Origin of the sequence: Streptomyces sp. CA-179760, from assembly GCF_050937045.1 — a bacterium.
In the GTDB taxonomy this organism is placed as follows: domain Bacteria; phylum Actinomycetota; class Actinomycetes; order Streptomycetales; family Streptomycetaceae; genus Streptomyces.
Genome location: NZ_JBNJLZ010000001.1, coordinates 739,149 through 762,693, shown reverse-complemented (window position 1 = coordinate 762,693; position 23,545 = coordinate 739,149). Strand labels below are relative to the sequence as shown.

Here is a 23,545-nt window from a genome sequence, read left to right as displayed (position 1 = left end):
TCCTCGTCGATCAGACCATGATCGCCGATGCCGCACGCCTGCTGCAGAACGTTCCGTACGGCCGAGCCTTCGCTGGCTACTTGGCGGACACCGGGTTCGACCCGGCACTGGCGGCGCAATTGGAAAACCGACTCCAACGCGCGCCGGAAACGAATGCCGAGCGACTTGCCGATCTATCCGCTCTCTGCGACGCACTGCTGCTGTACGACAAGTTGTATGTCCTTCGATCCGAGGTACCGCCAGACGCCGAGGACCTGGAACTCCGCAGCACACTGATCGACCTGGGCATCGTCGAGGAGATCGACGTCGCCGCGCACGGCCCGGCCATCGCGGGCGAACTCGTGCAATTCCTGGGTGCGATGGACAGTCAAGCCGCGTCACCGCTGCTGGATGACATCGCGGCGGTCGTGCGCGGTGGCCTCGCCACCGAGGAAGAACTTGCGACGTACAGCAGGGCAACAAGCATGATCGACACGTTTCGTGACGGCGTAGAGGCTCGCCGCACCCGTCCTCCCGTTGATCCTTCCGAGGGAGATCCCCTGGCAGCGGTCCTGCGCCCGATCGTCGCCGACGTCCAGGACTTCAGCAGCGGCTCCGTGTTCAGCGCGGTGTCGACCATCCGCACGTTCGTCTACTGGCGCCTAGCCGCACGGCTCGGCCTGCCCATGTACCCGTCGAGCCGCAGGCTCCCCTTCTACCGGTCGATCACCCAGTACGTTGACCGTTCCCTGCGGGAGCAGGCGTACAGCGCGGTCGCGGAGGCATTCCTGACCACCGTGTCCGAGGTGTACGAGACCGAGGCCGTCGTGCCGATCTACCTGCCGCCCGGCGTTGCGATCTTCCTGGACACGATGCGCGAACTCCGGTCCGTTCCGGAAAGTCTTCTCGTGGTCCGCAAGCGCTACGAGCCACTACGTGCCGCGTTCCGCAGGCTGCAGGAGGACTCCGCCGCCTCACAAACCCTCCGGGATCTGCACCGGAACAGGCAGCGGTTCTCGGCAGTGCTGGACGAACTCCGGACGCCGGATGGTTCCACCCAGGCCGTCCTGGAAACCTCGATCGACCTCTTGCCCGAGGTCGTCAAGGCCGCAGCGAATCCACTCGATCTGTCAGGATACGGCGAGAACCTGCTCAGAAGGCCCGCGACCTGGATCCAAAACTGGTGGCGCAGGCGTCCCTATCGGCTCACCTTTCAACTCCGGGATCATCTGTTCGAGATTGCGAACTACCACGATCTCCTGCACGACGCCACACGTATCCGCATCACGGAAGCAGAGATCCGGGCGTACGCACGTCTCCTCGAGGACGACGTTCAGTACTCCTCGGCACGTCGTCCGGGCCCCATCTCGCAGGTCGGAGGAGCGAGTTCATGACGGAGCGTCCGAATGCTGGGTCCACTCGGCGGCCGCGCCGGAACCGTACCCTCTTCGCACCCGAAGAGGCGGTTCACCTCAGCGAGCTGAGTCTGCCGGCGGGGGGCTACAAGGCGTTCAGTGCGGGCCAGCGAATCGCCATGGTGCACTGGGCCGGAGTGACGCACGGAGACCTGCATGAACAGCACATGTTGTTCAATCCATTCACCGGTACGACATTCGTCCACGACTTCGGCGCGGGGCGCCTGGGCGATGTCGAACCGGATCGCATGTTCCAAGATCTCGTCACCGTCCGCCTGACGATGAGCGAATCGTGGACGCGCGGCTTCCTGGCCGGATACGTGAAGAGCAGCTGTATGGTGATCGATCCGAAATATCCGGGGTACACCGACGCCCTTCTGGCTCGGGCCGGGGGGCGAATCATGTCTGTGGCTAAACCGGCCGAACCGGTCTTGACAGATGCCGACTGCACAGCGCTGCTCGCCCCGGCTCTTGACCTGAGCAGTGGGTTTCCCCGGCTCACGACGGACCTTCCCGACGACGTGGTGTCCCCGGACGACCTAGCCATCGTCCGATGCGCGCTGCTCATGGCCGGGGTCGGGGGTTCGGCACGGATGCTTCCCGAAAGTCCACTCCCTGGCACCGTCGGCCTGTTGCTGGACACGCTCGCGACGTACAAACGCGACGAGCACGAACCGGATCTACTGTTCCCAGGGCTTGCTGCCTGGCGGTGGATCCACCCGTACATGGACGAACCGGCGGTTCTTCGATGCATGGCCGGGATGATCGACGTCTGCGACTGGCTAGCGCTGCGGCTGGACTGCCTGGGCACACCGTCCCGGCCTGCCCTTATCAACAGCGTCCGCGCTGCTCAGCTCTCCCTGATGCTGCTCCAGCACCCGTCCTGGCCCGTGAGCGAACTCGAGGCCCAGGAACTGAAGATCACCTCACGGCATCGGCATCTGAGTTGGTATGCGCCAATGCTGAAGACGGACCCTGGCGACGAGCGTTATACCCAGACGGTGACCTATCTGATGTCCCGGCTGACCCTCTACCGCAAGATGTTCAGCGAGCCGTCGCCCGCGACGGGAAAGACGAGCGGCCGCCTGTGGTCGGCCAACTGGCGTGGGCTGAGCCTTTCGAGGACCGCCCTGCGCAACGTCCTCTCCGCCCTGCGTTCCGGCACTTTCGCGCGGGAGCCCAAGATGGGTGCCGCTCAGGACGTCTACATGTTGTCAACCCACTACACGCGGGCAGCACATGACAACCTCACAGCGGCAATGGCAATGCAAGAACCGTCGGACATCTCCGTCGCTTTGGTCGAGGACATGGAGGTTGCCGCGGAGATCAGCGAGATGAGCAGCATCGAGAGCACCGACCTCGTCGGGTTGGCTTGGAGCAAGCGGATTTCCGACAAGTCCGGTGATGACTTCGACAAGATGGTGGTCCGGGGTATCAACCCTGACTACTGACGGCCCACGGCAGGCTGTCTCTGCAGCACCGCATAGTCCGCGAAGCCTGCCGATCCTCGAAGCGCCTACATCGGCGCCGGTGAACGAGGCACAGTCGACCTGACAGGAACGGCTCGTCCGAACCGTTGGGTGGCCGTCCCACTCCTTCGACGGCTACCACTGCACGCCATCACACAGAGGAGCACAAAAGCTGAACACGTGGACTTGACAGGGAACTGTGCTCATGCCGTCACGAGAAGCGTCTCTCCGGCGGTCCCGCTGTGTTGTGGGTGGGTTTCCCGAAGTCCACGCTGGCCTGGACCGGCTCGGGCGGCGAGCCCACCTGGTACGCGACCTGGCTTCTCCGAACTACCGGGGCGTCCCGTGGTCAGGTGACAGGACGATCAGTCCTGCGGGGAAGGGGCCGGTATGGGGCCGGAGAACTGCTGTGAACGACGAGGGTGTTAGCTTCCCTCCCGTGTTAAAACACCAGGACGAGACCAGGGCGGCCTACGACGGGGTCGTCGAACTGTATGCGTCGATGTTCGCTAATCGGTTGGAGACGCAGCCGTTCGCGCGGAACATGATCGGCACCTTCGCCGAGCTCGTGCGTGGCACGGGGAACCTGCGGGCAGCCGACGTCGGGTGCGGGCCCGGCCATTTGACCGCCATGCTGCGCGACTTGGGGTTGGACGCCTTCGGGCTCGACCTCTCCCCGGCTATGGTCGCCCACGCCCGGCGGGCCCATCCGGCGCTGCGGTTCGACGAAGCACGAATGGAGGCCCTGCCGGTCGAGGACGGCGCGCTCGGCGGAGTGCTGGCCCACTACTCGATGATCCATACCCCACCTGAAGAATTGCCCGCGCTGCTCGCTGAGCAGGTGCGTGTCCTGGCACCAGGGGGCCTGCTCCTGGCGTCCTTCTTCGGAACCGAGGGGCCGGAGCCTGTCCGCTTCGACCACAAGGTGGCGCCTGCCTATAGCTGGCCGGCGGAGCAGTTTGCCGAGTTGCTGGCCGGGGCCGGACTCGTCACGGTGGCTCGGTTGCTCCACGACCCAGCGTCCGAGCGGGGCTTCCTCGACACCCACCTGCTGGCCCGCCGCCCGTAGAACGTGGCCCGTGGCCGGGGTCGGGGTGGTGTAGATCATCCGCGTGGACGAAGCTCGTCCAAGCGCCGCGTTCTGTGGCGGTGTCCGCTGAGCACGCCGGATTGACAGCCGTTCAGTCACGCAGGTCCCGGCGGGGTGGCCGCCGCAGCTCCGCCTTCGCCTGGCCCCGCGGGGCCGCCTTCTTCGCCTTGTAGATTTCCGTCAAAGGTCGACGGCAGCGTCCTGGGTCGCGAACCCGGACTCCTCCAACTGCCTCCCGGCCGCCGATTGATACCGGACCTTGTAAGAGTGAGGGCACTTCGACCACCGCGACCGCGGATGCTCACACTCCTTGAAAAACGACCCCATCCCACGAACCAGGACAGCGGAACCCATGGGTTGCTGACTCCTCCACGACCGATGCTGGCAGCTTGCTGACCCTCACCGGTTCGGAACATCGCTGACCTGCACTGATGCGCGCAGAGTCCGCTATGTTCTGGAACTGGATCGGACGGTCGCAGGAGGAGCTCGTACAGGCCCGTCAGGACTGGATGGAAGGCTCGCGATTCGGGGAGGCGAAGAGGTGCGACGGGGCGCCGCTGCCCGCACCGGAACTGCCGCCGGTGGCGTTGAAACCGCGGGGAGGGTGCACAGCGTGGCCATGGCGCCGTCGTCGCCGGTGAGCGAAGCGGCCAGCAGCACGGTCACCAGGAGCACCGGGATCAATGGCAGCAGCCGCAGGATGGTGAGGGTTGGGCGCGGGAGCCATCTGGGGACGCCGAGCGCCCGTGACCGGCGCGGAGGATCTGAGGATCTACTGTCTGGTTGCCGGGTGCGATGCTGGTCATCTGGTCCTCCCCTGCTCATGAGCCGACGGTAGGTTCCATTTCTCAGGTATCCGCAAGAGCGCGGTCCCCAGCGACGCTCTAATGCTGGCCTCAGGTTGATCGGGGACAATGAGCGGCAAAAACATCGACTGGAAGGGGCGGGCCGGCGTGCGGATCATGATCGCGGATGATGAAGTGGCCATCCGTGAGTCGCTGGAGCGGGTGCTCCAGGTCGAGGGTTACGACACCAGCACCGTCGCCAACGGTCTCGCCGTTCTTGACGGCGTCGGTGGGGCCGACGGCGACACGCTGGATCTGCTGATCCTCGACGTGATGATGCCCCGCCTCGGCGGGTTGGAGACCTGCCGGCGGTTGCGGGCCGCGGGTCGGGATCTGCCGGTGCTGATGCTGACCGCCCGTGACCAGGTCTCCGACCGGGTCACGGGCCTGGACGCGGGCGCCGACGACTACCTGCCCAAGCCGTTCGCCACCGAGGAGTTACTGGCCCGGGTGCGGGCCCTGCTGCGCCGGCGCACGCCGACCGACGAGGAGTCGCAGATCCTGTCGTTCGCCGACGTCCGGCTCGATCCCGACAGGTTCGAGGCGTGGCGGGGCGCGCGGCCGATGCGCCTGACCCGGACCGAGTTCTCCCTCCTGCAGGTCCTCGTGCGCAATGCGACCCGGGTACTGACCCGCGACGCGCTGTTCGAGGCGATCTGGGGCTTCGACATGAGCGCCACCGCCAACAACCTCCAGGTATACGTGAGCTACCTGCGCCGCAAGATGGAGGCCGAGGGCGAGCCGCGATTGATCTACACGCTGCGCGGCCTGGGATACACGTTGCGGGAGACTCCTCCGTGAGCAGGCCCGCCGGCCGGGAACCGCGCCGGCTGACCCGATGGTGGCGCCGGCGGTCCCTGCGGACCAGGCTGACGGTGATCGCGGCGACAGCCATCGCGGTCAGCGTGTTCGTGGCCTTCCAGGTGGCCAGCGAGCTACTGGACTGGGAGCTGCAGGACACCGCCGAGAATCAGCTGCGCGCCGACTCCCGCATCCTGGCGACGACCGCGGAGCGCGCCGGTCTGGCGCAGGTCCAGCTACCGCCGTATCCCGGATCCGGTCGGCTGGTGCGGGTCATCCTGCCCGACGGCTCGACCCGGACGCCGGCCGGCCAACCCTCGCTGCCTCCGGTCAGCGAGCACGCCGAGCGCGTGGCGCAGGGCGCGTCGGCCGACCTGATGGAGTCGAACGACAGCGACGACGACGGCTACCGCATCTACACGCTGCGGGCGGGCGACGGCGCGGTCCAGGTGGCCCACGTCGTCGACGACGGCCCTATCAACCGGTTCGGGGCGGGCATGCTGCTGATCGGGCTGCTCTGCGCGGTCGGCGGCGCCCTTGTCGGGCGGACCGTGGCGCGGACCGGGCTGGCACCGATCGACCGGCTGACCGCCGCCGCGGTACGTGTCGCGCGCACCCGGGATCTCGACGCCGACATCCCGGATGAAGGCGGCGGGGAGATCCGGCGGCTGATCCAGTCGATCAACGACATGCTCGCCGCGCTCCGCGACTCCCGGCGGGCCCAGCGGCTGCTCGCCGAGGACGCCGCCCACGAGCTCAAGACCCCGCTCACCAGCCTGCGCCTCAACGCCGAGCTGCTGATCCGGCTCGATCGGCGCGGCACCCTGGACAGCGCACTGCCGGCGGAGAGCCGGACCCGGCTGCTCAACGATCTCGGCGCCCAGGTGGCCGAGTTGAGCACCCTTGCCGCCGAGCTGACCGACCTGGCGCGCGGTGACGTCAGCGACGAGAGCACCGAGGTGCTCGACCTCGCCGACGTGGTGGTGGCCGCCGCGACCCGGGCGCGTTCCCGCGTACCCGACGTCGAGGTCGCGCTCGACGTGACATCTGTGTGGGTGAGCGGGCGTCCCGCCGCGCTCGAGCGGGCGGTGCTCAACCTCATCGACAACGCCGGCAAGTGGTCCCCGCGGACCAGCCGGTCCAGGTCCGGCTCCGTGCCGAGGGCGCGTCGGTGGTGCTGGAGGTCGACGACGCCGGGCCGGGCATCGACGCCGCCGACGTACCGCGGGTGTTCGACCGGTTCTACCGTGCCGACAGCGCCCGGGCGTTGCCGGGATCCGGTCTGGGGCTGTCGATCGTGCAGCGGGTCGTCGACGCCCACGGCGGCCGCGCCACCGTCGCCCGCTCCGCACGCGGTGGCGCGCTGCTTCGGGTCGACCTCCCGGCCGCGGCCCCGCCCGCCCCGATCGCGCGGCTCACCGCCGGGGAGGACACCGCGGCGTGCTGACCCGCCCCGGCGGCGCGGCGCAGGACAAGGGACGGCGGCCCTCGGGCATGGCCCCGCGCGGCTCACCGCCGGGGCAGGACACCGCGATGTGCCGACCCCAGCCCCGGCGTGTGGCGCAGGACCAAAGGGCGGCGACCGTGGGCCCATGAAAAGAATCCGGGACGGGCCTGGGTCCCCGTCCCGGATCTCGTTTGTGCCGCCGCGCTCACCGTTGCAGCGCGGGCTCCTCGTCGTCGGCGAGCGGCTGTTGACCGTCCGGCAGCTCCGCCGCTGGACGGGACAGCCGGCTCGGCCACCAGATCCGGCGGCCGATCAGCAAGGTGAGGGCGGGCACCAGAACCGACCGCACCAGCAGGGCGTCGAGCAGCACGCCGAAGGCGACCAGGAACCCGACCTCGACCAGCATCACCAGTGGAAGTGTGGCGAGGACCGCGAACGTGGCCGCCAGGACCAGGCCTGCCGAGGTGATGACGCCACCGGTGGCCGAGAGGGCTTTGAGCATGCCCTCTCTGGTGCCGAGACGCACGGTCTCCTCCCGGGCCCGGCTGGCCAGGAAGATGTTGTAGTCGACGCCGAGCGCCACCAGGAACAGGAATGCCAGCAGCGGCACCGAATAGTCGATGCCCTTGAACCCGAGGATCGTGTCGAAGACGAACACGCTGCCGCCGAAGGCTGCGGCGAACGAGACGATCACGGTGGCCATCAGGACCAGCGGGGCCAGGATCGCGCGCAGCAGCAGCCCGAGGACGATCAGGACGACGGCGAGCACCAGCGGGATCACCAACCTCTCGTCGCGCTTGGTGGTCACCTCGGTGTCGAGGTTCTCCGCACTCGGCCCGCCGACGATCGCCTCCGCCCCGCTCACCGCGTGCACGGCGGTGCGCACCCGCTTGATCGTGTCGTACTCCGCGACGGTGTCCGGCGCGTCCTTCGGGAACACGGAGATGTTGGCCCAGCCACCGCTGGTCTGCTCCGGGATGGCCAGGGCCACACCGCGAGTGTCCTTGACGATGCCGAGCACCCGCTCCTGGTGCGCCGGCCGCGTGAAGATCGTCATCGGCTGCCCGCCGAGCTCCGGGAAATGCTGGCGGAGAACGGTGAAGCCGGTGACCGACTCCGGCGCGGACAGGAACTGGTCCTGCTCCCGCAGGGCGCCGGTGTTGCCCGCCAGCCCGAGGGCGAGCACGCCGAGGACTCCGAACGAGCCGAGCGTCGCCACCCACCGGCGGCGGCTGATGGCGGCGCCGAGCCGTCCCCACAGCCCCGGCTTCTCCTCCACGGCCGTGCTGAACCGCGGGACGGCCGGCCAGAAGATCCGCCTGCCGAGCACCACGAGCACCGCCGGGAACAGCGTCAGCATGGCCACCAGCGCGCACAGGATGCCGGCCGCACCGATCGGACCCAACCCGCTGGTGCTGTTCAGGTCCGCGACGAGCAGGCAGAGCAGGCCGGCGACCACGGTGGCCGCGGACGCGACGACGGCCGGCGCCGCGCCGCGTAGCGCGTGGACCATCGCGACCCGGACGTTCTGATGGTGGTGCAGTGCCTCCCGATATCGAGCGATGAGCAACAGCGCGTAGTCCGTGCCGACGCCGAACACCAGGATCGTCAGCAGCGCCGAGTTCTGGTCGTTGACCACGATGCCGAAGCCCTTGACGAGCAGGTAGACGGTCCCCATCGCGGTCAGTGCGGCCGCGCCGACGGCCACCAGCGGGATGATCCACAACACCGGGCTGCGGTAGGTGAGGATGAGCAGGAGCGTGACAACGGCGATGGTGGTGAGGAGGACCTGCTCGTCGATGCCGTCGAAGACGGCATCCATGTCGCCGTCGATCGCGCCCGGGCCGGTCACGTCGAGTTCCAGGCCGGCGGGGCGGTCCTTCGCGGCGTCACGCAACGGGCCGACGATCTCCTCCGGTGGGCCGTAGGCCGTGCTCACCTCGAGGGTGAACGTCATCGCCTTGCGGTCGGTGGAGAGGCTCGTCGGTGAGCCCTCGTCGTCCTCGCCGGCCGTCTCCGTTTCCTTCGGCGGGTACCGCTTGGCAAGGGTGTCGTAGTGGCGCTCGACCGCCGCGCGGTCGGCGTCGGTCATGCCGTCGGCCCGGTGGTACACGAAGACGAACGTGCTGTCCTCACCTCCGGGGAGACTGTCGTCCAGCGCCGCCACCTTGGTGGACTCGGCACCGGCCGGCAGGGTGTCCACGGCGCTGTCGGTGGTGACCGAGCTCAACTTCCCGCTCAGCGGCACCATGCCCGCCGCCAGCACCAGCCACAAGCCAATCACCAACCATGGCACCCACCGGCCTGCCAACCGACCGGCCGGCGCTTCCCCGGACGGCGCTGCGTCGACTGCCATCACTAGCCTCCTACATACGGGTTGCATCGCTTATCTGGATGCCTACTTCCTATTGAGCGAACCTGAGACGACTGTTAATGCGGTGCTCAGGCCGGTTGGCCGAACCATGTGCCCAGCGCACGCACCAGCGTGGTGGCGTCGGGGTCCTGCCCGGTGGGCAAGGCCCGGGCGACACAGCCGTCGGGCCGGATGAGCAACGCGTCGACGTCCACCCGGTCCGTGCGGGCGGTGACGGTGTTGACCCGTCCGGTCCACGCGGCCGCGGCGTCGCGGGCCTCCGCGCGGTAGACGAGGTCGAGCAGGAGCCCACGACCCTCACGCAGCAGGTCCGCCGACCGGGTCACCGCGGTGACGAAGTCCGGGTCGGGCCGCTCCAGCGTCAACTTCATGTCCGGGCACAGGGTGCCGACGAGCCGGTGGTCGTCGCCCAGGTCGTACCGGACGTCCATGCCGGCGACGTACCGGTGGGCGTCGTCGAGGTCCATCAGGTCGGAGAACATCTCCCACAGCGCCCTCGTCTGCGGGTCGGGTCGCATCAGGGCGATCTGGGCCCAGGTGTTCTGCAGCAGGCGGGCCGCGACCGGATGCCGTTCGGTGGGGTACGTGTCGAGGATGGGCGGCTCGACCTGCCGCGGCGGGTCGTCGAACCACTGTGGACAGTCGACTCACCCCGAGCCCGGGGTTGAGATCGGTACAGCGGTCAGCAGTTCAAATGATCTTGACGGTGCGTCTGCCGTGGCGGGTCGGCCAGGTAGTCGTCGCCGATTTGGTGGTAACCCAGCAGTCAGGGGTCGTTGCGTGATCGGGGTTCGTCCGGATCGCCGGGACGTTGCGGTTCGGCCAGGGGGACGGAGTACAGGCACGGTCCCGGTGATCATGTGAGTGTCGAAGTCCCGCGAACCCTTGATGAGTCCGGCATCTTCCCCTATGCCCACCGCGCTGGACCAGCTGGCCCAGGCTTCCGTGCCGGCCCCGCTGACGGACGCGGTTGCCCTGTCCGGCTTCTTGGGCCCGGTGTCCGGTCCGAGAGGTGTTCGCGGGCGTCGATACCCGCTGCAACATCGCCGCCGCCCTCCGCCACACCGCCCGCGACTGCCGCAGATCTCTGACCGCCTTCGGCCTCACCGGATGAATCCGGACAGAGCCGGGAACGCGGCGGTGCGCAGTCTGACGTAGGCGTCGGCCGAGCGGGCCACGCGGGAGGCGACGACTCGGCTGCACCTGGCGGAGGAGTTGCTGGCCCGCGCCAGCGGCGAAACGCGACCGCGGTCCACGTCGGCAGCGCCGAGGAGGGACGTATGCCCGCGTCCGTCAGGTGGCGGGTGGTGAGAGCGGAGACGAACCTCTCGCCGGAGAATGCGACTTCGCCGATCAGGTCGGCGTCGCCGGTTTCGAAGACCGCCCGATCCCCGACGCGGCCGCCAGGCGAGGTCGAGGCCGTCGGCGGGCAGCGCGTGGCCGCTCGGAGGGTCGTGGTCCACGGTGCTGCCGATCAGTGTGGCGTCGTGGAGGGGCTGTGAGAGGGGTCGGAGTGGTGCTCTGGGTGGTGCTCTGGGTGGGGGCGTCGCTCTTGTCGGGGGCCTTTTCCTTGTCGTTGGTGCCGCATGCGGTGAGGGCGGTCGCGAGGGCGAGTGCCGTCACGCCGGCCCTGAGGGCGCGTCGACGCGAAGTTCCGTGAGTGCGGAACATCTTGGTCATGAGTCACTTCCTTTGCCGAATGGAGTCCGGTGCACTCCAGTCTACAGATCAGGAACGACAACCTTTCGAATTCGGCCATTCTTCGGCGGCGCCCTGCTCACTGCTGTTTCAGCGTCGCCCATCGCTCTGCGGGGAGAATGAACTGGTTGATTTCCACGTGTGTTTGTCTCTGCCGGTCGAAGAATCCGTGCTGTCGCGTGTACGTGAAGCCGAGGTGCTCCAGCAGGCGCGCGGAGCGCGTGTTGCGTGCGTCGCACTCGGCCACGGCCACCCGCAGCCCCTGGCCGAACAGCGTGGCAAGTACGCCGCGGACGGCCTCGGACGCGTAGCCCTGGCATTGCCGGGCGCGGGCGATGCTGAAACCCAGCTCGGCTTGCGCGCCGCCCGGATGCCGGTTCACGGCGATGTCGCCGATGAGGTGCTCGTCCTGCTTCAGCTCGATCGCGTAGGGAAACCAGCCCGGCCGGGCGGGATCGCGGCGGGAGTATTCGTCCACTAAGCGACGTGCCGCCGGGAGGGGCAAAGGGAAATCCCAGTTCTGGTAGCGGGCGACTTCGCGATCCGAGCGGTAGGCCGCGAAATTCGGGACGTCGCTGGGAAGGAAACGTCTGAGGCGGAGCCGGGAGGTTTCGATCTGCATCCCGGAAGAATCCAAGGGTTGTGCGGCCCTGGACAGGGCGTGTATCAGCCATCCGTCCAGCTGTGTCCCTTCGCGAGCCGGGCCAGTCCGGCGCGCGCCTGCAGGATCTGCTCGCCCGTGAGCGACGGGACCGACGTCAGGAGGACCTCGGTGACCTCCCGGAGGAACTCCTCGGCGCTGAGGACGTCGCACAGGGAGTCGTCGAACGGGACCGCCGGCCTGCTCTCCGTGCCAGGGGCGAGGCGGACCGCGGACGCCTTCGGTCCGCGATCGCCGTTCTCGATCTCGAACTCCACCTTCACGCCGGGGCGCACGTATTCCTCGGCCACGTGCATGTCGTTCACGTGCAGGAACACGTCGTCCCCGCCGCTCTCCGGCGAGATGAATCCATAACCCCGCACACTGTCAAAACGCACCACACGACCAGCAACCATGACATCTCCCGCCGGAATAGGTCCCCTTACCCGTAAGAGCTCCTTGCCCGAGGATTCCGGTGGGAAAGGGTAGTGGCGACCGTGCCGTCGAGGCGAGGCCGCCGATTGAACGGCTCGCCGCGTCAGTCGCCGCAGCGGTAGAGGGTGCCTTGGACGTCCTCGTCGTTGCCGCCGAAGGTGATGGCCGGTACGGCAGTGCAGTCGGCTCTCACCCACGCGCGTACCGCGTCGACGGCCGTGTTCCTGTGGCCCTGGCTCTGCGCGTAGCCCTGCCAGCCGTCGGCGCTGAGCAGGACGAAGCGCAACTCCCCTCCGGAAACGAGTCTCTTGACCTCGTCCGGTGCGGGCGTCGGCGAACCGCCGCTGAATCCGCCCATCGGCAGCACGGGGGCGCCGGTGGCGAGAATGTAGTTCCAGGACATGACGGCGGAGTCGTTGGTGAACACGAACTTCGCGCCGTCGCCGTGCCGTCGGGCGTACGCGAGCAACTGGTGCTGGCTGTCGGTGAGGACGTCCGACTCGTTGAGCGACGCCGAGGCGGTGGCCGTGCCGCTCGGCGCGTTGCCCACTCCCACGACGTTGGCCGCCCGTCGCACCGCGCTGCCGCCCGTGGCGAACGGGCCGGCTGACGCGTCCATCGCGCTGCCGGTGTACATCGGGTCGAGCACCGACAGGGACCAGGCCGCGGGTCCGGCGAACATGGTGACCATTCCGGCCGCCAGCCCGACCAGGGCCAGTCTGCCCGTCCGCCGGTCCTTGCGGTGGGCGACGACGAGCGAGGGCACGGCGACCAGGCCGGCCAGAATGAGCAGCCACGGCAGCCACGGCAAGAAGTCCGGATACAGGAAGCAGAGGAAGGCGCTCCACACCAGTTCCACCGCGATCACCGCGGGCAGCACCCGCACGCTCCGGCCTTCCAGGTACGCCTTCCAGAAAGCCGCGAGACCGGCCCCCGACAGTGCCGCGAGGGCGGGCGCGAGCATGGCGACATAGGCGGTGTGCGGCACTTCGATGGCGCTCAGCACCAGGGCGCTGATGGCCAGCCAGCCTCCCCACAGCACGAATCCCCCGCGCAGCCGGTCGGTGCGCGGGACTTTGCGCCGCCAGCCGGCGCAGAGCACCAGACTCGTCAGCGCCAGCGGGTACAGCCAGCCCACCTGCGGGGCGAAGCGGCTGCCGAGGAGCTTGCCGGGGACCGACCCGCCGCCGGAGGGGTGGGTGTCCGGCGATGAGCCGAGTGCGCCGGCCGGGTTCGTCGCGCCCGCCTGGTCCGGTACGCCCGCCGGGTCCGGCGCGCGCTCGCCCTGCGGCGGGCCGACCGTGTCGTTCATCTGACTGACGGAGCCGGAGATCAGGTCGCGGGAGAACCGGTTGAGGCCGTTGTAGCCGAAGACCATGCTGAACGCCCTGTTGTCGGTGGTCCCGTCCACGTAAGGCCGTTCCGAGGCCGGGACGAATGTCAGGACCGCGACCCAGGACAGGGAGACCGCGAGGGTGACCGCGCCCGCGGTCAGCACGTGGACCACCCTGCGGCGCAGCGCTGCGGGTGCGACCACGAGATAGCCGACGGCGAGAGCCGGCAGGATCAGCCAGGCCTGCAGCATCTTGGCCTGGAAGCCAAGGCCGATCCACACCCCGGCGAGCAGGAGCGGGCGCAACCGGGCGCTGAACATGGCACGTTGGCAGGCGTCGGCGGCCAGGACGAGACACATGGTCATCGCCCCGTCGCCCATGGAGTGCCCGAACATGGATGCGACCGCGGGGGTCAGCGTCATGATGCCGGCCGCCAGCAGGCCCGGTACGACGCCCGCCCAGAGGCGTACGACCCGATACAGCACGAGGACGCTGATCACGCCTTCGACGGCCTGGGGGAGCGTCAGTGACCAGGCGTGGAACCCGAAGAGGCGCGCGGAGAGGGCCTGCGGCCAGAGGAAGCCGCCGAGTTTGTCGAGGGTGAGGGTGGCGCCCGGGTCGAGGGCGCCGAAGAAGAAGGCCCGCCAGCTCTCCGACATGCTGCGGGCCGCGACCGCGTAGAAGGGGGCGTAGCCGCTCGTGGTGATGTTCCAGGAGTAGAGCAGGGCCGCGAGGGCGGCGATGCCCAGCAGCGCGGGTCTCGCCCAGCGGGGCTGATCCGCGGGGGACTTCCACACCTCCCAGCGTCTGTGCCGGCCGGGCGGGGCCGGTTCGCGCTCCGGCGAGGGGGCGTCGGTGGTGAGCGGCGCGGCACTCATCGTCGGCCGCATCCGCGGCAATAGACTGTGTTCATGACAAAAAGCTAGGGTGTTCGTCACGCCGAGCACCACGCCGAGCGGGATCCGGGGGGTACCGATTCGGCCGATCAGCGTCCCTGCCACTTCGGTTCGCGTTTTTCGGCGAACGCGCGGGAGCCCTCGACCGCGTCCGCGCTGTGCATGCGCCGCTGCTCCCACGGATATCCGGCCGCGAAAGCCTCCTCCAGGGACATACCGACCGACCGGGTCGCCGCCTCCTTGATGGCGCGGACCGACAGAGGGGCGCTGCGCACCAGGTCGGCCACCCACGTCTCGGCGCAGCCGTCCAGATCCCCTGGCGGTACAACCTCGTTGACGAGGCCGAGTTCGTACGCCCGCACCGCGCCCATCGGGCGTCCGGTCAGCAGATGACCCATGGCCGTCCTCCACGGCAGCTGCCGCGTCAGCCGGAACACGCCGCCGGCCCCCGCGATCAGCCCGAGAGCGGCCTCGGGCAGAGCGAACCGCGCGTCCTCGGAGGCCACCACGATGTCGCAGGCCAGCGCGAGTTCGAAACCACCGCCCAGCGCGTGACCGCGTACCTTCGCGACCACCGGCTTGGTCAGGTCGAAGCGCTCTGTGAGCCGAGGCCAGCCGGGCTTGCCCCGGCTTCCGAACGTCGAGGGCGCGGCGAGGCCGGCCCGTTCCCGGGCGGCCAGCTCCTTCAGATCCTGCCCCACGGAGAAGGCGCGGGTGCCCTCGCCGGCGAGCAGGGCCACCCGCATGTCGTCGTCAGCCTCGAAGTCGTCCCATATCTCGCCGAGTTCCTCGTGCATACGAAGATCCATCGCATTGAGGACCTCGGGCCTGTTCAACGTAATTCGAGCGACGTGATCAGCCTTTTCGTAGAGCACCCGCGACAGATTCATCATGGCGTGCACTGTAGATATCCATGTTCAACCGGAGCGCGGCCGCAGTTGAACGTACCTGTCGCCACCCGGGCCGAAGATTGATGTCCGGCGCACGGCCGGGCCATAGTGCAACGGCGAGCGCGATTCGCGCTTTCGGTTCCTGTCCCCGTGTGACGCGAAGAATGTGCAGGAGGGGCCGTGCTTCAGCTCACCGATGGTGACGTGGAGAAGCTCATCGAGACGGTCGATGTCGTGGATGCCGTACGTGAGGTGTTCCTCGCCCGCGCCGCACAGCGCACGGTGCTCCCGGAGGAGAGCTGCCTGCGGTGGACCAACGACCATGGTGAGTCCTGCCGCAGTCTCAACATGCCCGGTCTCGTCGAGATCGGCGGCAGACGATTCGCCGGCACGAAGATCATCAACGCGAGCCTGGGCAACCCGGACCGCGGACTGGCGCGTGCCGACGGCCTCGTCCTCCTCCTCGACCTCACCACCGCCCGGCCGGTCTGCCTCCTGCCGGCGGCCCGCGTGTCGGCCGCCCGTACCGCGGCGGTGAGCGTGCTCGCGACCGAGCTCAGCTGGGCCCACCCCGCCCGCTCCGTCGCGGTCGTGGGCGCCGGAGCGCTCGCCGACGCCCATCTCGGGCTGGCGCTGCGCCGATGGCCGTCCCTGCGGACCGTACGGCTCCACGACCGGGTCCCCGAGCGGGCGGCGCTCCTCGCCGAACGCCTGGGAGTCGCCCACCCCGAGGTCGCCTTCGACGTCACCGATACGGCCGAGGAAGCCGTACGCGGGGCGGAGCTGGTCATCCCGGCCACGACGACGACCACCGGGTACATCCCCGAGGAATGGATCGCGGAGGGAGCCGTCGTCGTCAACGTGTCGCTGGACGACCTGCTGCCCGACGTGTTCACGAGCGCCGACCAGGTGATCGTGGACGACTGGAGCCTCGTCGCCGCCGACACCACACGGCTGCTCGGCAGGATGTACCGCGCCGGCGACGTCCTGCCGCCGCCGCGCGCACGTGCCGCTGACGCCGACGGGCCCCACGGTGTGGAGGTGGGCGCCGAACTCTGCGACATCATCAGCGGCACCGCCTCGCCCCGCACGTCCGCCACCGACCGCGTCGTGCTCAACCCGTTCGGGATGTCACTGCACGACGTGGCGGTCGCGGGCCGGATCCACACAGCACACCTCGGCACGACGCCGTCTCCCCTCGCGGGAGCCGCCGTGACGTGACCCAGCCAACTCCTGCTTTGACGGCGATCACTGCGCAGACGCGCCCATCGCCCGGTGAGGAGTGCGAACCAGCGTTCGCTGCGGCAGCGCAGAGCACACAGCAGCAATCCCATGTGCGGATGTCGATGTCGAAGGATCGCGACCAGCGCTGCCCTTGAGGCACCGCTCGGCCAGCACCTTCTCAACGGGCCGGAGAGAACTCCTCGATGGCGTATCCGAAATGCAGTCATCCCCTGAAAGTACGGAGAGGGAGTTCCACCGTGGAAAGACTGACACTCGACGCGGCCGAAATCGGCGCGGTCGACGAGATCCTCGACACGTTCGAGGGAGAGTTCGAGACCCTCGATTCCGAGGACGCTTTACACCGCGCCACCCTGCTCGCCCACGAACTACCCCGCCGGATCAGGCACCACCTCAACGCCTTCCGGATGGAACAGCTCTCCGGAGTGCTCTGCATATCCGGCTACCGGGTGGACGAGAAGCGACTCGGGCGCACCCCCGCGCACTGGCGCGGACAGGCGCAGCCGTCGCCCAGCCACCGTGAGGAACTCCTCCTCATGATGTACAGCTCCCTGATCGGCGACCCCTTCTGCTGGGCGACCCAGCAGGACGGACGGCTCATCCACGACATCATCCCGATCCAGGGCCACGAGCACGAGCAGCTCGGCTCCAGCAGCGAGGCACTCCTGACCTGGCACACCGAGGACGCCTTCCACCCGCTCCGGGGTGACTTCCTCTCCTTCGCCTGCCTCAGGAACCCCTACCAGGCGGCGACGACCGTCGGATACGCCGACGACCTGCGCCTGCCCGACGACGTCAGGGACGTGCTCTTCGAGCGGCGGTTCACCATCTGCCCCGACGAGTCCCACTTGAGCAAGAACAACTCCGTCACCGATGCCGAGGCGTTCGAGGACATAGAGAAGATGCAGACCAACCCCGAGCCGGTGGCCGTCCTCTTCGGCGTCCCGGACCGGCCCTATGTCCGGGCCGACCCGTACTTCATGGACGTCCCCGAGGACGACGACCAGGCGCGCTTCGCCCTCGACGCGCTGTGCAAGGCGATGGACGAGGCCATGTTCGACCTCGTCCTCGAAAGCGGCGACTTCTGCTTCCTCGACAACTTCCGGGTCGTCCACGGCCGCAAGCCCTTCACCGCACGCCACGACGGCACGGACCGCTGGCTCAAGCGGATCAACGTAACCGGCGACCTGCGCAAGTCCCGTGGCGCCAGGGACGCCAGGGCGATCCGAGCGGGGGCCTGAAATGAGGCTCCGACCCGCACCCCTGGAGGACTGGCTCCGCGAGTCCTACTTCACCGCGGACATCGACATCAGCTCCAGCGGAGTCCACTCGTACTCCATGGCCGAGCTCCGCGCGCTGACCGCGCTCCGCCACGACGACCTCGACCGGCTCGTGCTCGACGACGGCTACTCCCTCGGTGCCCCCGCCGTACGGGCCGCCGTCGCCCGGCACTCCGGCGACGTCGACCCGGACCGGGTCATGACGACGAGCGGCTCCGGCGAAGCACTGGCCCTGGTGATGTCCGCACTGCTCGAAGCCGGCGACGAGGTCGTCGTCGTCCGGCCCGGGTACCACCTGCTCGTCGAGTACGTGACCGCCCTCGGCTGCACCATCAAGGACTGGCACCTCGACCCCGAGCGGGACTGGCACCCCGACGTCGACGAGCTGGCCGGCTTGATCACCGAGCGGACCAAGGCGATCATCGTCAACTTCCCGCAGAATCCCACCGGTACCACCGTCACCGAGGACGAACTGCGCCGCATCGTCGCCCTCGCGGGCGAGGCCGGCGCGTGGCTCCTGTGGGACGGCGCGTTCCGCGACCTCACCTACGGGACGCCGCCGCTGCCCGAGGTCACCACGCTCTATGAGCGGGCCGTCAGTTTCGGCAGCTTCTCCAAGGCGTTCGGACTGCCCGGACTCCGCTTCGGCTGGTGCGTCGCGCCCACCGAGCTGCTGACGGACTGCGTCCACATCCGCGACTACACCACGCTCCACGTGTCGCCGCTCAACGAACTGCTCGCCCAGGCCGTACTGGAGAACGCCCCAGCCTTCGTCCAGCCGCGCCTCGACCAGGCCCGCCACAACCGCGAGCTCCTGCTCGACTGGGCCGCCGCACACTCCGACCTGGTGTCGCTCGCCGCGCCGGCCGGCGGTGTCTGCGCGTTCCCCCGGCTCGTCGACGTCCCCGACGTCGACGCGTTCTGCGACGTGCTGTTCAAGAAGAGCGGAGTGCTCGTCATCCCCGGCTCGTGCTTCGACAGCCCGCAGCACATCAGGGTGGGCTTCGGCGGCCGTACGGACCAGCTGACCCAGGGCCTCGAACGACTCGCGAACGCCCTCAAGGAGACGCGTCGCTGACCGTGCACCACCCTCTCCCTCGTGCGAGCGACACCCCGTCCCTCGCACGAGGGAGCACCTGATCACCGCGTGGAGGGACGGCCGCGCACCGGGCCGACCACCATAATGACTGGTGTGAACCGTGCGAGTGCCTGGCGTGACAGCTGGACCGGAGTGCTGCGGCGGGCCTCGGTCCTCCCCCGCAACGCCGTGTTCGTCGCCACGCTGTGCGGGCTCGCAATCGTCGAATCGCTCGCCGAACTGGTCGCCGAGCGCGGATCGATCCCCCGGATGTTCGCGACTTCCGCGCAGAACGCCACCGAGAACGGCGGCAGCATCCAACTCGCCATGGTCATCGGCATGTTATGCCTCTGCACCGCACTGCCACTGGCCCTCCTGCGCCCCGTCCTCGCCGGATTCACGGTCACCGCGGCGAGCTTCGGCTCCCTCACGATCTTCCACACACTGACGCTGGCGGGCTTCGCCGCGCAGCTGCTCGCCCAGTACCGGCTCGGCCGCCGCGGACACCTCCTCGCGGCGATGCTGTTCAGCGTGCCGTTCCTCGCCCTCGCGCTCCAGGTCGCAGGAACCGGATCCGCGGACACCGCCGACTACCGAGTGCGCGCCGTCCTTCTCGCCGCGCTGGCCCCCATGGCCGCTTTCGCCGGACTCGCCCGCCGCGCACGACGGGGCGACCGGGAACACGACGCCACCCGCGAGGTCATGGCCGGCAGCCAGTGGGAGAACGCCGCCCGCGAGGAGCGCGCCCGCATCGTCCGCGAACTTCACGACGTCGTCGGCCACCACGTCTCCATGATCGCCGTGCAGGCCGAGACCGCCCGCGTAGCCACCCCCGGCATGCCCGCCGCGGGCAGCGAACGGCTCCTCAGCATTGGCGACACCGCCCGCGCCGCCCTCACGGAGATGCGCCGCCTGCTCGGCGTACTGCGCGACGACGACGAGCCCCCCACCGGCGCCGAGCGCCGGCCGCAGCCCGACCTCACCCAGCTCGACGACCTGCTCGACGAGGCCCGCAAGGCCGGCACCGCCACCATCCGGCTCATCCTCAGCGGCAGCCCGCGCCCCATGGGACCCGGCATCGAGCTGGCCGCGTACCGCATCGTCCAGGAGTCCCTCACCAACGCCCGCAAACACGCGATGGGCGCCCCCGTCGACGTGGAACTGCACTACGCCCACGACGCCCTGCACGTCAGCATCCGCGACAACGGCCCCGGAGCGCCGCCCGCGCCGCCCGCCAGCGGCGGCTACGGCCTGCTCGGCATGCGGGAACGGGTCGCCGCCGTCGGCGGGCAGATCAGCACAGGTCCGGCGGACGCCGGTGGTTTCCTCGTCAAAGCCAGTTTCCCCGCCAAGCCGGAACGGACCCCATGACCACCCCGCCGACCCCGATCCGCGTCGTCGTCGCGGACGACCACCTCGTCGTCCGCACCGGATTCGCCGCGCTCCTCGACTCCCAGCCGGAATTCACCATCGTCGAGACCGCCACCAACGGTGCCGACGCGGTCCGGGTCTGCCGCGAGGTGTCCCCGGACGTCGTCCTCATGGACATCCGCATGCCCGAGATGGACGGCATAGCGGCCACCCGGCAGCTCCTCGGCGACGCGCCCGACGGAGCGGACGTCCCCCGCGTCCTCATCCTGACGACCTTCGACCTCGACGAGTACGTCTACGACGCGCTGCGCGCCGGCGCCAGCGGCTTCCTGCTCAAGGACGCCACCGCCGAGCGGCTCTTCGACGCCGTCCGCGTCGTCGCCGCCGGAGAGGCCCTGCTCGATCCCGGGGTCACCCGCCGACTGATCAGCGAGTTCACGAAGCTGCCCGCCGGCACTCCGGCCGCCAAGCCCGCGTCGTCGGTCCTCGACACGCTCACGGCCCGAGAGACCGAGGTCCTGCTGCTCGTCGCCGACGGCATGTCCAACGTGGAGATCGCCGCCCGCCTCCACGTCACGGAGGAGACGGTCAAGTCACACGTCAGCCGGACCCTGACGAAACTCGGCCTGCGGGACCGCACCCAGGCCGTCATCACGGCGTACGAAACCGGCCTCGTCGTCCCGGGACTGCGCCGCACCGACTGAGCCCCAGAGGCCGAACGAATCCGGTACCCCTCTGGTGGTCAGCGCCGTCGCTGAAGTATAAGCGGCGGCGCTATTCACGCGTTCTTCCCCAGGGGGTGTTCCGGGGGCGTTCAACTGCGGCATCGCGGCAGTTGAAAACCCCCTCTCCCGCCCGTCCTGGCACCACCGTCGGACACCATTGCCACTTCAGGGCGCTCTCATGGATGCTTGCGGCCGAGCGAAGCTGTGCCGCGTAGAACACCGTGCGGCAATTTCCGTGAGGAGAAGAGCGCTGTGAGAGTGACGGTGCGGGCGCCGGACGACGGAGAGTTCCCTGACCCGTCGGAGGAAGGTATTCGAGGCGGCGGTCCGGAAGGGCACGAAGGAATTCGTCCCGGTACCATCCAGAGAATTTTCCCGTACGCAAAGCGGTATCGCTTACGGCTTTCCTTTCTCGTAGGTGCCTCCGCGCTCAGCGCACTCGTCACCGCGGCAAGCCCGCTGCTGTTCGGCATTGTCATCGACAAGGGCATCGTGCCCGGCAAGATGGACGTCGTCGTCTGGGTCGCCGCCGCGCTGCTCGCCCTCGCACTGGTCGACGCCCTGACGCAGTACTTCCAGGCGAAACTCTCCGCCCAGATCGGCGAAGGCCTCGTCTACGACCTGCGCACCCAGGTCTTCCGGCACGTCCAGGCGCAGCCGATCGGCTTCTTCACCCGCGCCCAGACCGGGTCCCTCGTCAGCCGGCTGAACACCGACGTCATCGGCGCTCAGCAGGCCATCACCGTGCTGATGGCCGAGACGGTCAACACCGTGCTGACCCTGGTCCTGGTGCTCGGCGCGATGTTCTACCTGTCCTGGCAGCTCAGCCTGGTGGCCCTGCTGATCGTCCCGATCTTCCTGATCCCGGGTAAGGCCATCGGCCGGCGCATGCAGCACCTCGCCCGCGGGAGCATGCAACTCAACGCAGAGATGGGCTCGTTGATGAACGAGCGCTTCAACGTCGCGGGCGCCATGCTCAACAAGCTGTTCGGAAACCCGGCCCGTGAGACCGATTACTTCGCTGAACGAGCGGGCGCCGTACGGGACATCGGTGTGAAGACCAACGTCACCGCCCAGATGCTCGGCATCATCATGGGAGTCACCGCCTCCGTGACGCTCGCCCTGCTCTTCGGGTTCGGCGGAGCCCTGGTCATCAACGACGTCATCGCCGTCGGCACCCTCGTCTCCCTGGTCACGCTCGTCGGCCGGCTCTACACGCCGATCCAGCAGCTGTCCAGCATCCAGGCCAACGCCATGACCGCCCTCGTCAGCTTCGACCGGGTCTTCGAGATCCTCGACCTCGACCCGCTCGTCAAAGAACGGCCCGGCGCGGTCGACCTGCCGTCCGACCCCGCCGACGCGGCACCGGACGTGCACTTCGACGGCGTCTCCTTCCGCTACCCCTCCGCCGGCGAAGTCGCCCTGGCCTCCCTGGAGTCCACAGACCACGCCCGCGGGCCGGAGCGCAACGACGAGGGATGGGTCCTCGACGGCATCAACTTCCTCGCACCCGCAGGGAAACTGACCGCTCTCGTCGGCCGGTCGGGCGCGGGCAAGACGACCATCACGAACCTGATGCCCCGGTTCTACGACCCCGTCTCCGGAAGTGTGCGCATCGGCGGCCACGACCTCCGCGACCTCACCATGCAGTCCCTCCAGGACACGGTCGGCGTGGTCACTCAGGACGCCCACCTGTTCCACGACACCATTCGGGCCAACCTCCTGTACGCCCGCACCGACGCCACCGAGCCGGACCTCGTCGAGGCCTGCCGGGCCGCGCAGGTCTGGGACGTCGTCGAAGCCCTCCCCAACGGCCTGGACACGATCGTCGGCGACCGCGGATTCCGGCTGTCCGGCGGAGAGAAGCAGCGCATCGCCCTGGCCAGGCTGCTCCTGAAGGCGCCCCCCGTGGTCGTCCTCGACGAGGCCACCGCGCACCTGGACGCCGAGTCCGAGGTCGCCATTCAGCAGGCCCTCAGGGCCGCGCTCAAGGGCCGTACGTCCGTGGCGATCGCCCACAGGCTCTCCACCATCCGAGAAGCCGACCAGATCCTCGTCATAGACGACGGCCGGGTCCGCGAACGCGGCACGCACGAGCAGCTGCTGGCGGCCGGCGACCTCTACGCCGACCTGTACTACACGCAGTTCGCCCGGCAGGCCGTGGGGGAGAGCGGCGACGACGTGGTGCTCGGCGCCGCCGGGCCGACCAACTGACCCTCGGCGCCGCTGCCACTGCCATTCCGACCCTCTGTTCGCCCTGACTTTTTCCATTCCTTCCCGGAAACGCCTGAAGAGGAGACAGCCATGCGTACCGTCACCTTCGACTTCGAGAACGATGAAGCCCGGTTCAAGGTGCTCGTCAACGACGAGGAGCAGTACTCGATCTGGCCGGCCGACCTGGCCGTCCCCGGCGGCTGGACCGAGACGGGCGTCAACGCCTCGAAGGCCGAGTGCGACGCCTACCTGGAGGAGACCTGGACCGACATGCGGCCCAAGAGCCTCCGCCTCGCGCTCGACGGTGAGTAAGGGGCCACAC

17 protein-coding genes and 2 pseudogenes are annotated in these 23,545 nt (G+C 68.9%); 13 read left to right on the top strand and 6 right to left on the bottom strand.

Annotated elements, in window-relative coordinates; genetic code table 11:
- The first annotated feature begins 17 nt into the window (after positions 1-17).
- The 6 genes and pseudogenes from ACQEV8_RS03185 (at position 18) to ACQEV8_RS03160 (ending at position 7,046) form a co-directional block, all read left to right on the top strand.
- A complete protein-coding gene (locus tag ACQEV8_RS03185; RefSeq protein ID WP_432957157.1) occupies positions 18-1,373 on the top strand; it encodes a hypothetical protein in 1,356 nt (451 codons plus the stop codon).
- A complete protein-coding gene (locus ACQEV8_RS03180) occupies positions 1,370-2,845 on the top strand; it encodes a hypothetical protein (protein WP_432957156.1) in 1,476 nt (491 codons plus the stop codon). The genes ACQEV8_RS03185 and ACQEV8_RS03180 overlap by 4 nt, the downstream gene beginning before the upstream one ends.
- Before the next feature lie 457 nt (positions 2,846-3,302).
- Positions 3,303-3,932, top strand: coding sequence for a class I SAM-dependent methyltransferase (locus tag ACQEV8_RS03175; protein ID WP_432957154.1), 630 nt, complete (start codon positions 3,303-3,305; stop codon positions 3,930-3,932).
- Positions 3,933-4,393: 461 nt separating this feature from the next.
- A pseudogene (locus ACQEV8_RS03170) lies at positions 4,394-4,594 on the top strand (hypothetical protein); the annotation flags it as partial.
- A 312-nt stretch (positions 4,595-4,906) separates the two neighbouring features.
- Complete coding sequence (locus ACQEV8_RS03165; protein WP_432972386.1) at positions 4,907-5,599, top strand: response regulator transcription factor; 693 nt, start codon at positions 4,907-4,909, stop codon at positions 5,597-5,599.
- Positions 5,596-7,046, top strand: a pseudogene (locus ACQEV8_RS03160) (HAMP domain-containing sensor histidine kinase). The gene ACQEV8_RS03165 and the pseudogene ACQEV8_RS03160 overlap by 4 nt, the downstream one beginning before the upstream one ends.
- 205 nt (positions 7,047-7,251) lie before the next feature.
- Here the strand turns inward: ACQEV8_RS03160 and ACQEV8_RS03155 are convergent.
- From ACQEV8_RS03155 to dpgD, 6 genes are all read right to left on the bottom strand, one after another.
- Entirely contained in the window at positions 7,252-9,402 is a 2,151-nt protein-coding gene (locus ACQEV8_RS03155; RefSeq protein WP_432957152.1) for an MMPL family transporter, read from the bottom strand.
- Positions 9,403-9,488: 86 nt separating this feature from the next.
- Positions 9,489-9,938: a hypothetical protein gene (locus tag ACQEV8_RS03150; RefSeq protein WP_432957150.1), complete on the bottom strand. Its 450-nt coding sequence runs from the start codon at positions 9,936-9,938 to the stop codon at positions 9,489-9,491.
- A 1,259-nt stretch (positions 9,939-11,197) separates the two neighbouring features.
- Positions 11,198-11,740: a GNAT family N-acetyltransferase gene (locus ACQEV8_RS03145; protein WP_432957148.1), complete on the bottom strand. Its 543-nt coding sequence runs from the start codon at positions 11,738-11,740 to the stop codon at positions 11,198-11,200.
- 44 nt (positions 11,741-11,784) lie between these two features.
- Entirely contained in the window at positions 11,785-12,174 is a 390-nt protein-coding gene (locus ACQEV8_RS03140) for a cold-shock protein (protein ID WP_432957146.1), read from the bottom strand.
- 122 nt (positions 12,175-12,296) lie between these two features.
- Positions 12,297-14,405, bottom strand: a complete 2,109-nt coding sequence (locus ACQEV8_RS03135; RefSeq protein ID WP_432957144.1) for an ArnT family glycosyltransferase — start codon at positions 14,403-14,405, stop codon at positions 12,297-12,299.
- Between the two features lie 107 nt (positions 14,406-14,512).
- Positions 14,513-15,232: an enoyl-CoA-hydratase DpgD gene (gene dpgD / locus ACQEV8_RS03130; RefSeq protein WP_432957142.1), complete on the bottom strand. Its 720-nt coding sequence runs from the start codon at positions 15,230-15,232 to the stop codon at positions 14,513-14,515.
- Positions 15,233-15,493: 261 nt separating this feature from the next.
- Between dpgD and ACQEV8_RS03125 the strand changes: the two genes are divergently transcribed.
- From ACQEV8_RS03125 to ACQEV8_RS03095, 7 genes are all read left to right on the top strand, one after another.
- Positions 15,494-16,534: an ornithine cyclodeaminase family protein gene (locus ACQEV8_RS03125; RefSeq protein ID WP_432957140.1), complete on the top strand. Its 1,041-nt coding sequence runs from the start codon at positions 15,494-15,496 to the stop codon at positions 16,532-16,534.
- A 260-nt stretch (positions 16,535-16,794) separates the two neighbouring features.
- The gene (gene gntD, locus ACQEV8_RS03120; RefSeq protein ID WP_432957138.1) at positions 16,795-17,796 is read left to right on the top strand and encodes a guanitoxin biosynthesis L-enduracididine beta-hydroxylase GntD; all 1,002 of its coding nucleotides are present in this window, start codon (positions 16,795-16,797) and stop codon (positions 17,794-17,796) included.
- A 1-nt stretch (position 17,797) separates the two neighbouring features.
- Positions 17,798-18,913, top strand: a complete 1,116-nt coding sequence (gene vioD / locus ACQEV8_RS03115; RefSeq protein WP_432957136.1) for a capreomycidine synthase — start codon at positions 17,798-17,800, stop codon at positions 18,911-18,913.
- A gap of 114 nt (positions 18,914-19,027) precedes the next feature.
- Complete coding sequence (locus tag ACQEV8_RS03110; RefSeq protein WP_432957134.1) at positions 19,028-20,284, top strand: sensor histidine kinase; 1,257 nt, start codon at positions 19,028-19,030, stop codon at positions 20,282-20,284.
- Positions 20,281-20,988: a response regulator transcription factor gene (locus ACQEV8_RS03105; protein WP_432957132.1), complete on the top strand. Its 708-nt coding sequence runs from the start codon at positions 20,281-20,283 to the stop codon at positions 20,986-20,988. Before ACQEV8_RS03110 ends, ACQEV8_RS03105 begins: the two co-directional genes overlap by 4 nt.
- A 273-nt stretch (positions 20,989-21,261) precedes the next feature.
- Complete coding sequence (locus ACQEV8_RS03100; RefSeq protein WP_432957130.1) at positions 21,262-23,223, top strand: ABC transporter ATP-binding protein; 1,962 nt, start codon at positions 21,262-21,264, stop codon at positions 23,221-23,223.
- Between the two features lie 90 nt (positions 23,224-23,313).
- Positions 23,314-23,535: an MbtH family protein gene (locus tag ACQEV8_RS03095; protein ID WP_432957128.1), complete on the top strand. Its 222-nt coding sequence runs from the start codon at positions 23,314-23,316 to the stop codon at positions 23,533-23,535.
- The last annotated feature ends 10 nt before the right edge of the window (positions 23,536-23,545 follow it).

Bases quoted from the DNA above. Each gene is read 5' to 3' on its own strand.
- ACQEV8_RS03095 (WP_432957128.1), top strand. From the start codon at position 23,314: ATGCGTACCGTCACCTTCGACTTCGAGAACGATGAAGCCCGGTTCAAG.
- vioD (WP_432957136.1), top strand. From the start codon at position 17,798: ATGAGGCTCCGACCCGCACCCCTGGAGGACTGGCTCCGCGAGTCCTAC.
- ACQEV8_RS03135 (WP_432957144.1), bottom strand. From the start codon at position 14,405: ATGAGTGCCGCGCCGCTCACCACCGACGCCCCCTCGCCGGAGCGCGAA.
- ACQEV8_RS03145 (WP_432957148.1), bottom strand. From the start codon at position 11,740: ATGCAGATCGAAACCTCCCGGCTCCGCCTCAGACGTTTCCTTCCCAGC.
- ACQEV8_RS03185 (WP_432957157.1), top strand. From the start codon at position 18: ATGATCGCCGATGCCGCACGCCTGCTGCAGAACGTTCCGTACGGCCGA.
- dpgD (WP_432957142.1), bottom strand. From the start codon at position 15,232: ATGGATCTTCGTATGCACGAGGAACTCGGCGAGATATGGGACGACTTC.
- ACQEV8_RS03155 (WP_432957152.1), bottom strand. From the start codon at position 9,402: ATGGCAGTCGACGCAGCGCCGTCCGGGGAAGCGCCGGCCGGTCGGTTG.
- ACQEV8_RS03105 (WP_432957132.1), top strand. From the start codon at position 20,281: ATGACCACCCCGCCGACCCCGATCCGCGTCGTCGTCGCGGACGACCAC.
- ACQEV8_RS03180 (WP_432957156.1), top strand. From the start codon at position 1,370: ATGACGGAGCGTCCGAATGCTGGGTCCACTCGGCGGCCGCGCCGGAAC.
- ACQEV8_RS03150 (WP_432957150.1), bottom strand. From the start codon at position 9,938: ATGCGACCCGACCCGCAGACGAGGGCGCTGTGGGAGATGTTCTCCGAC.
- ACQEV8_RS03140 (WP_432957146.1), bottom strand. From the start codon at position 12,174: ATGGTTGCTGGTCGTGTGGTGCGTTTTGACAGTGTGCGGGGTTATGGA.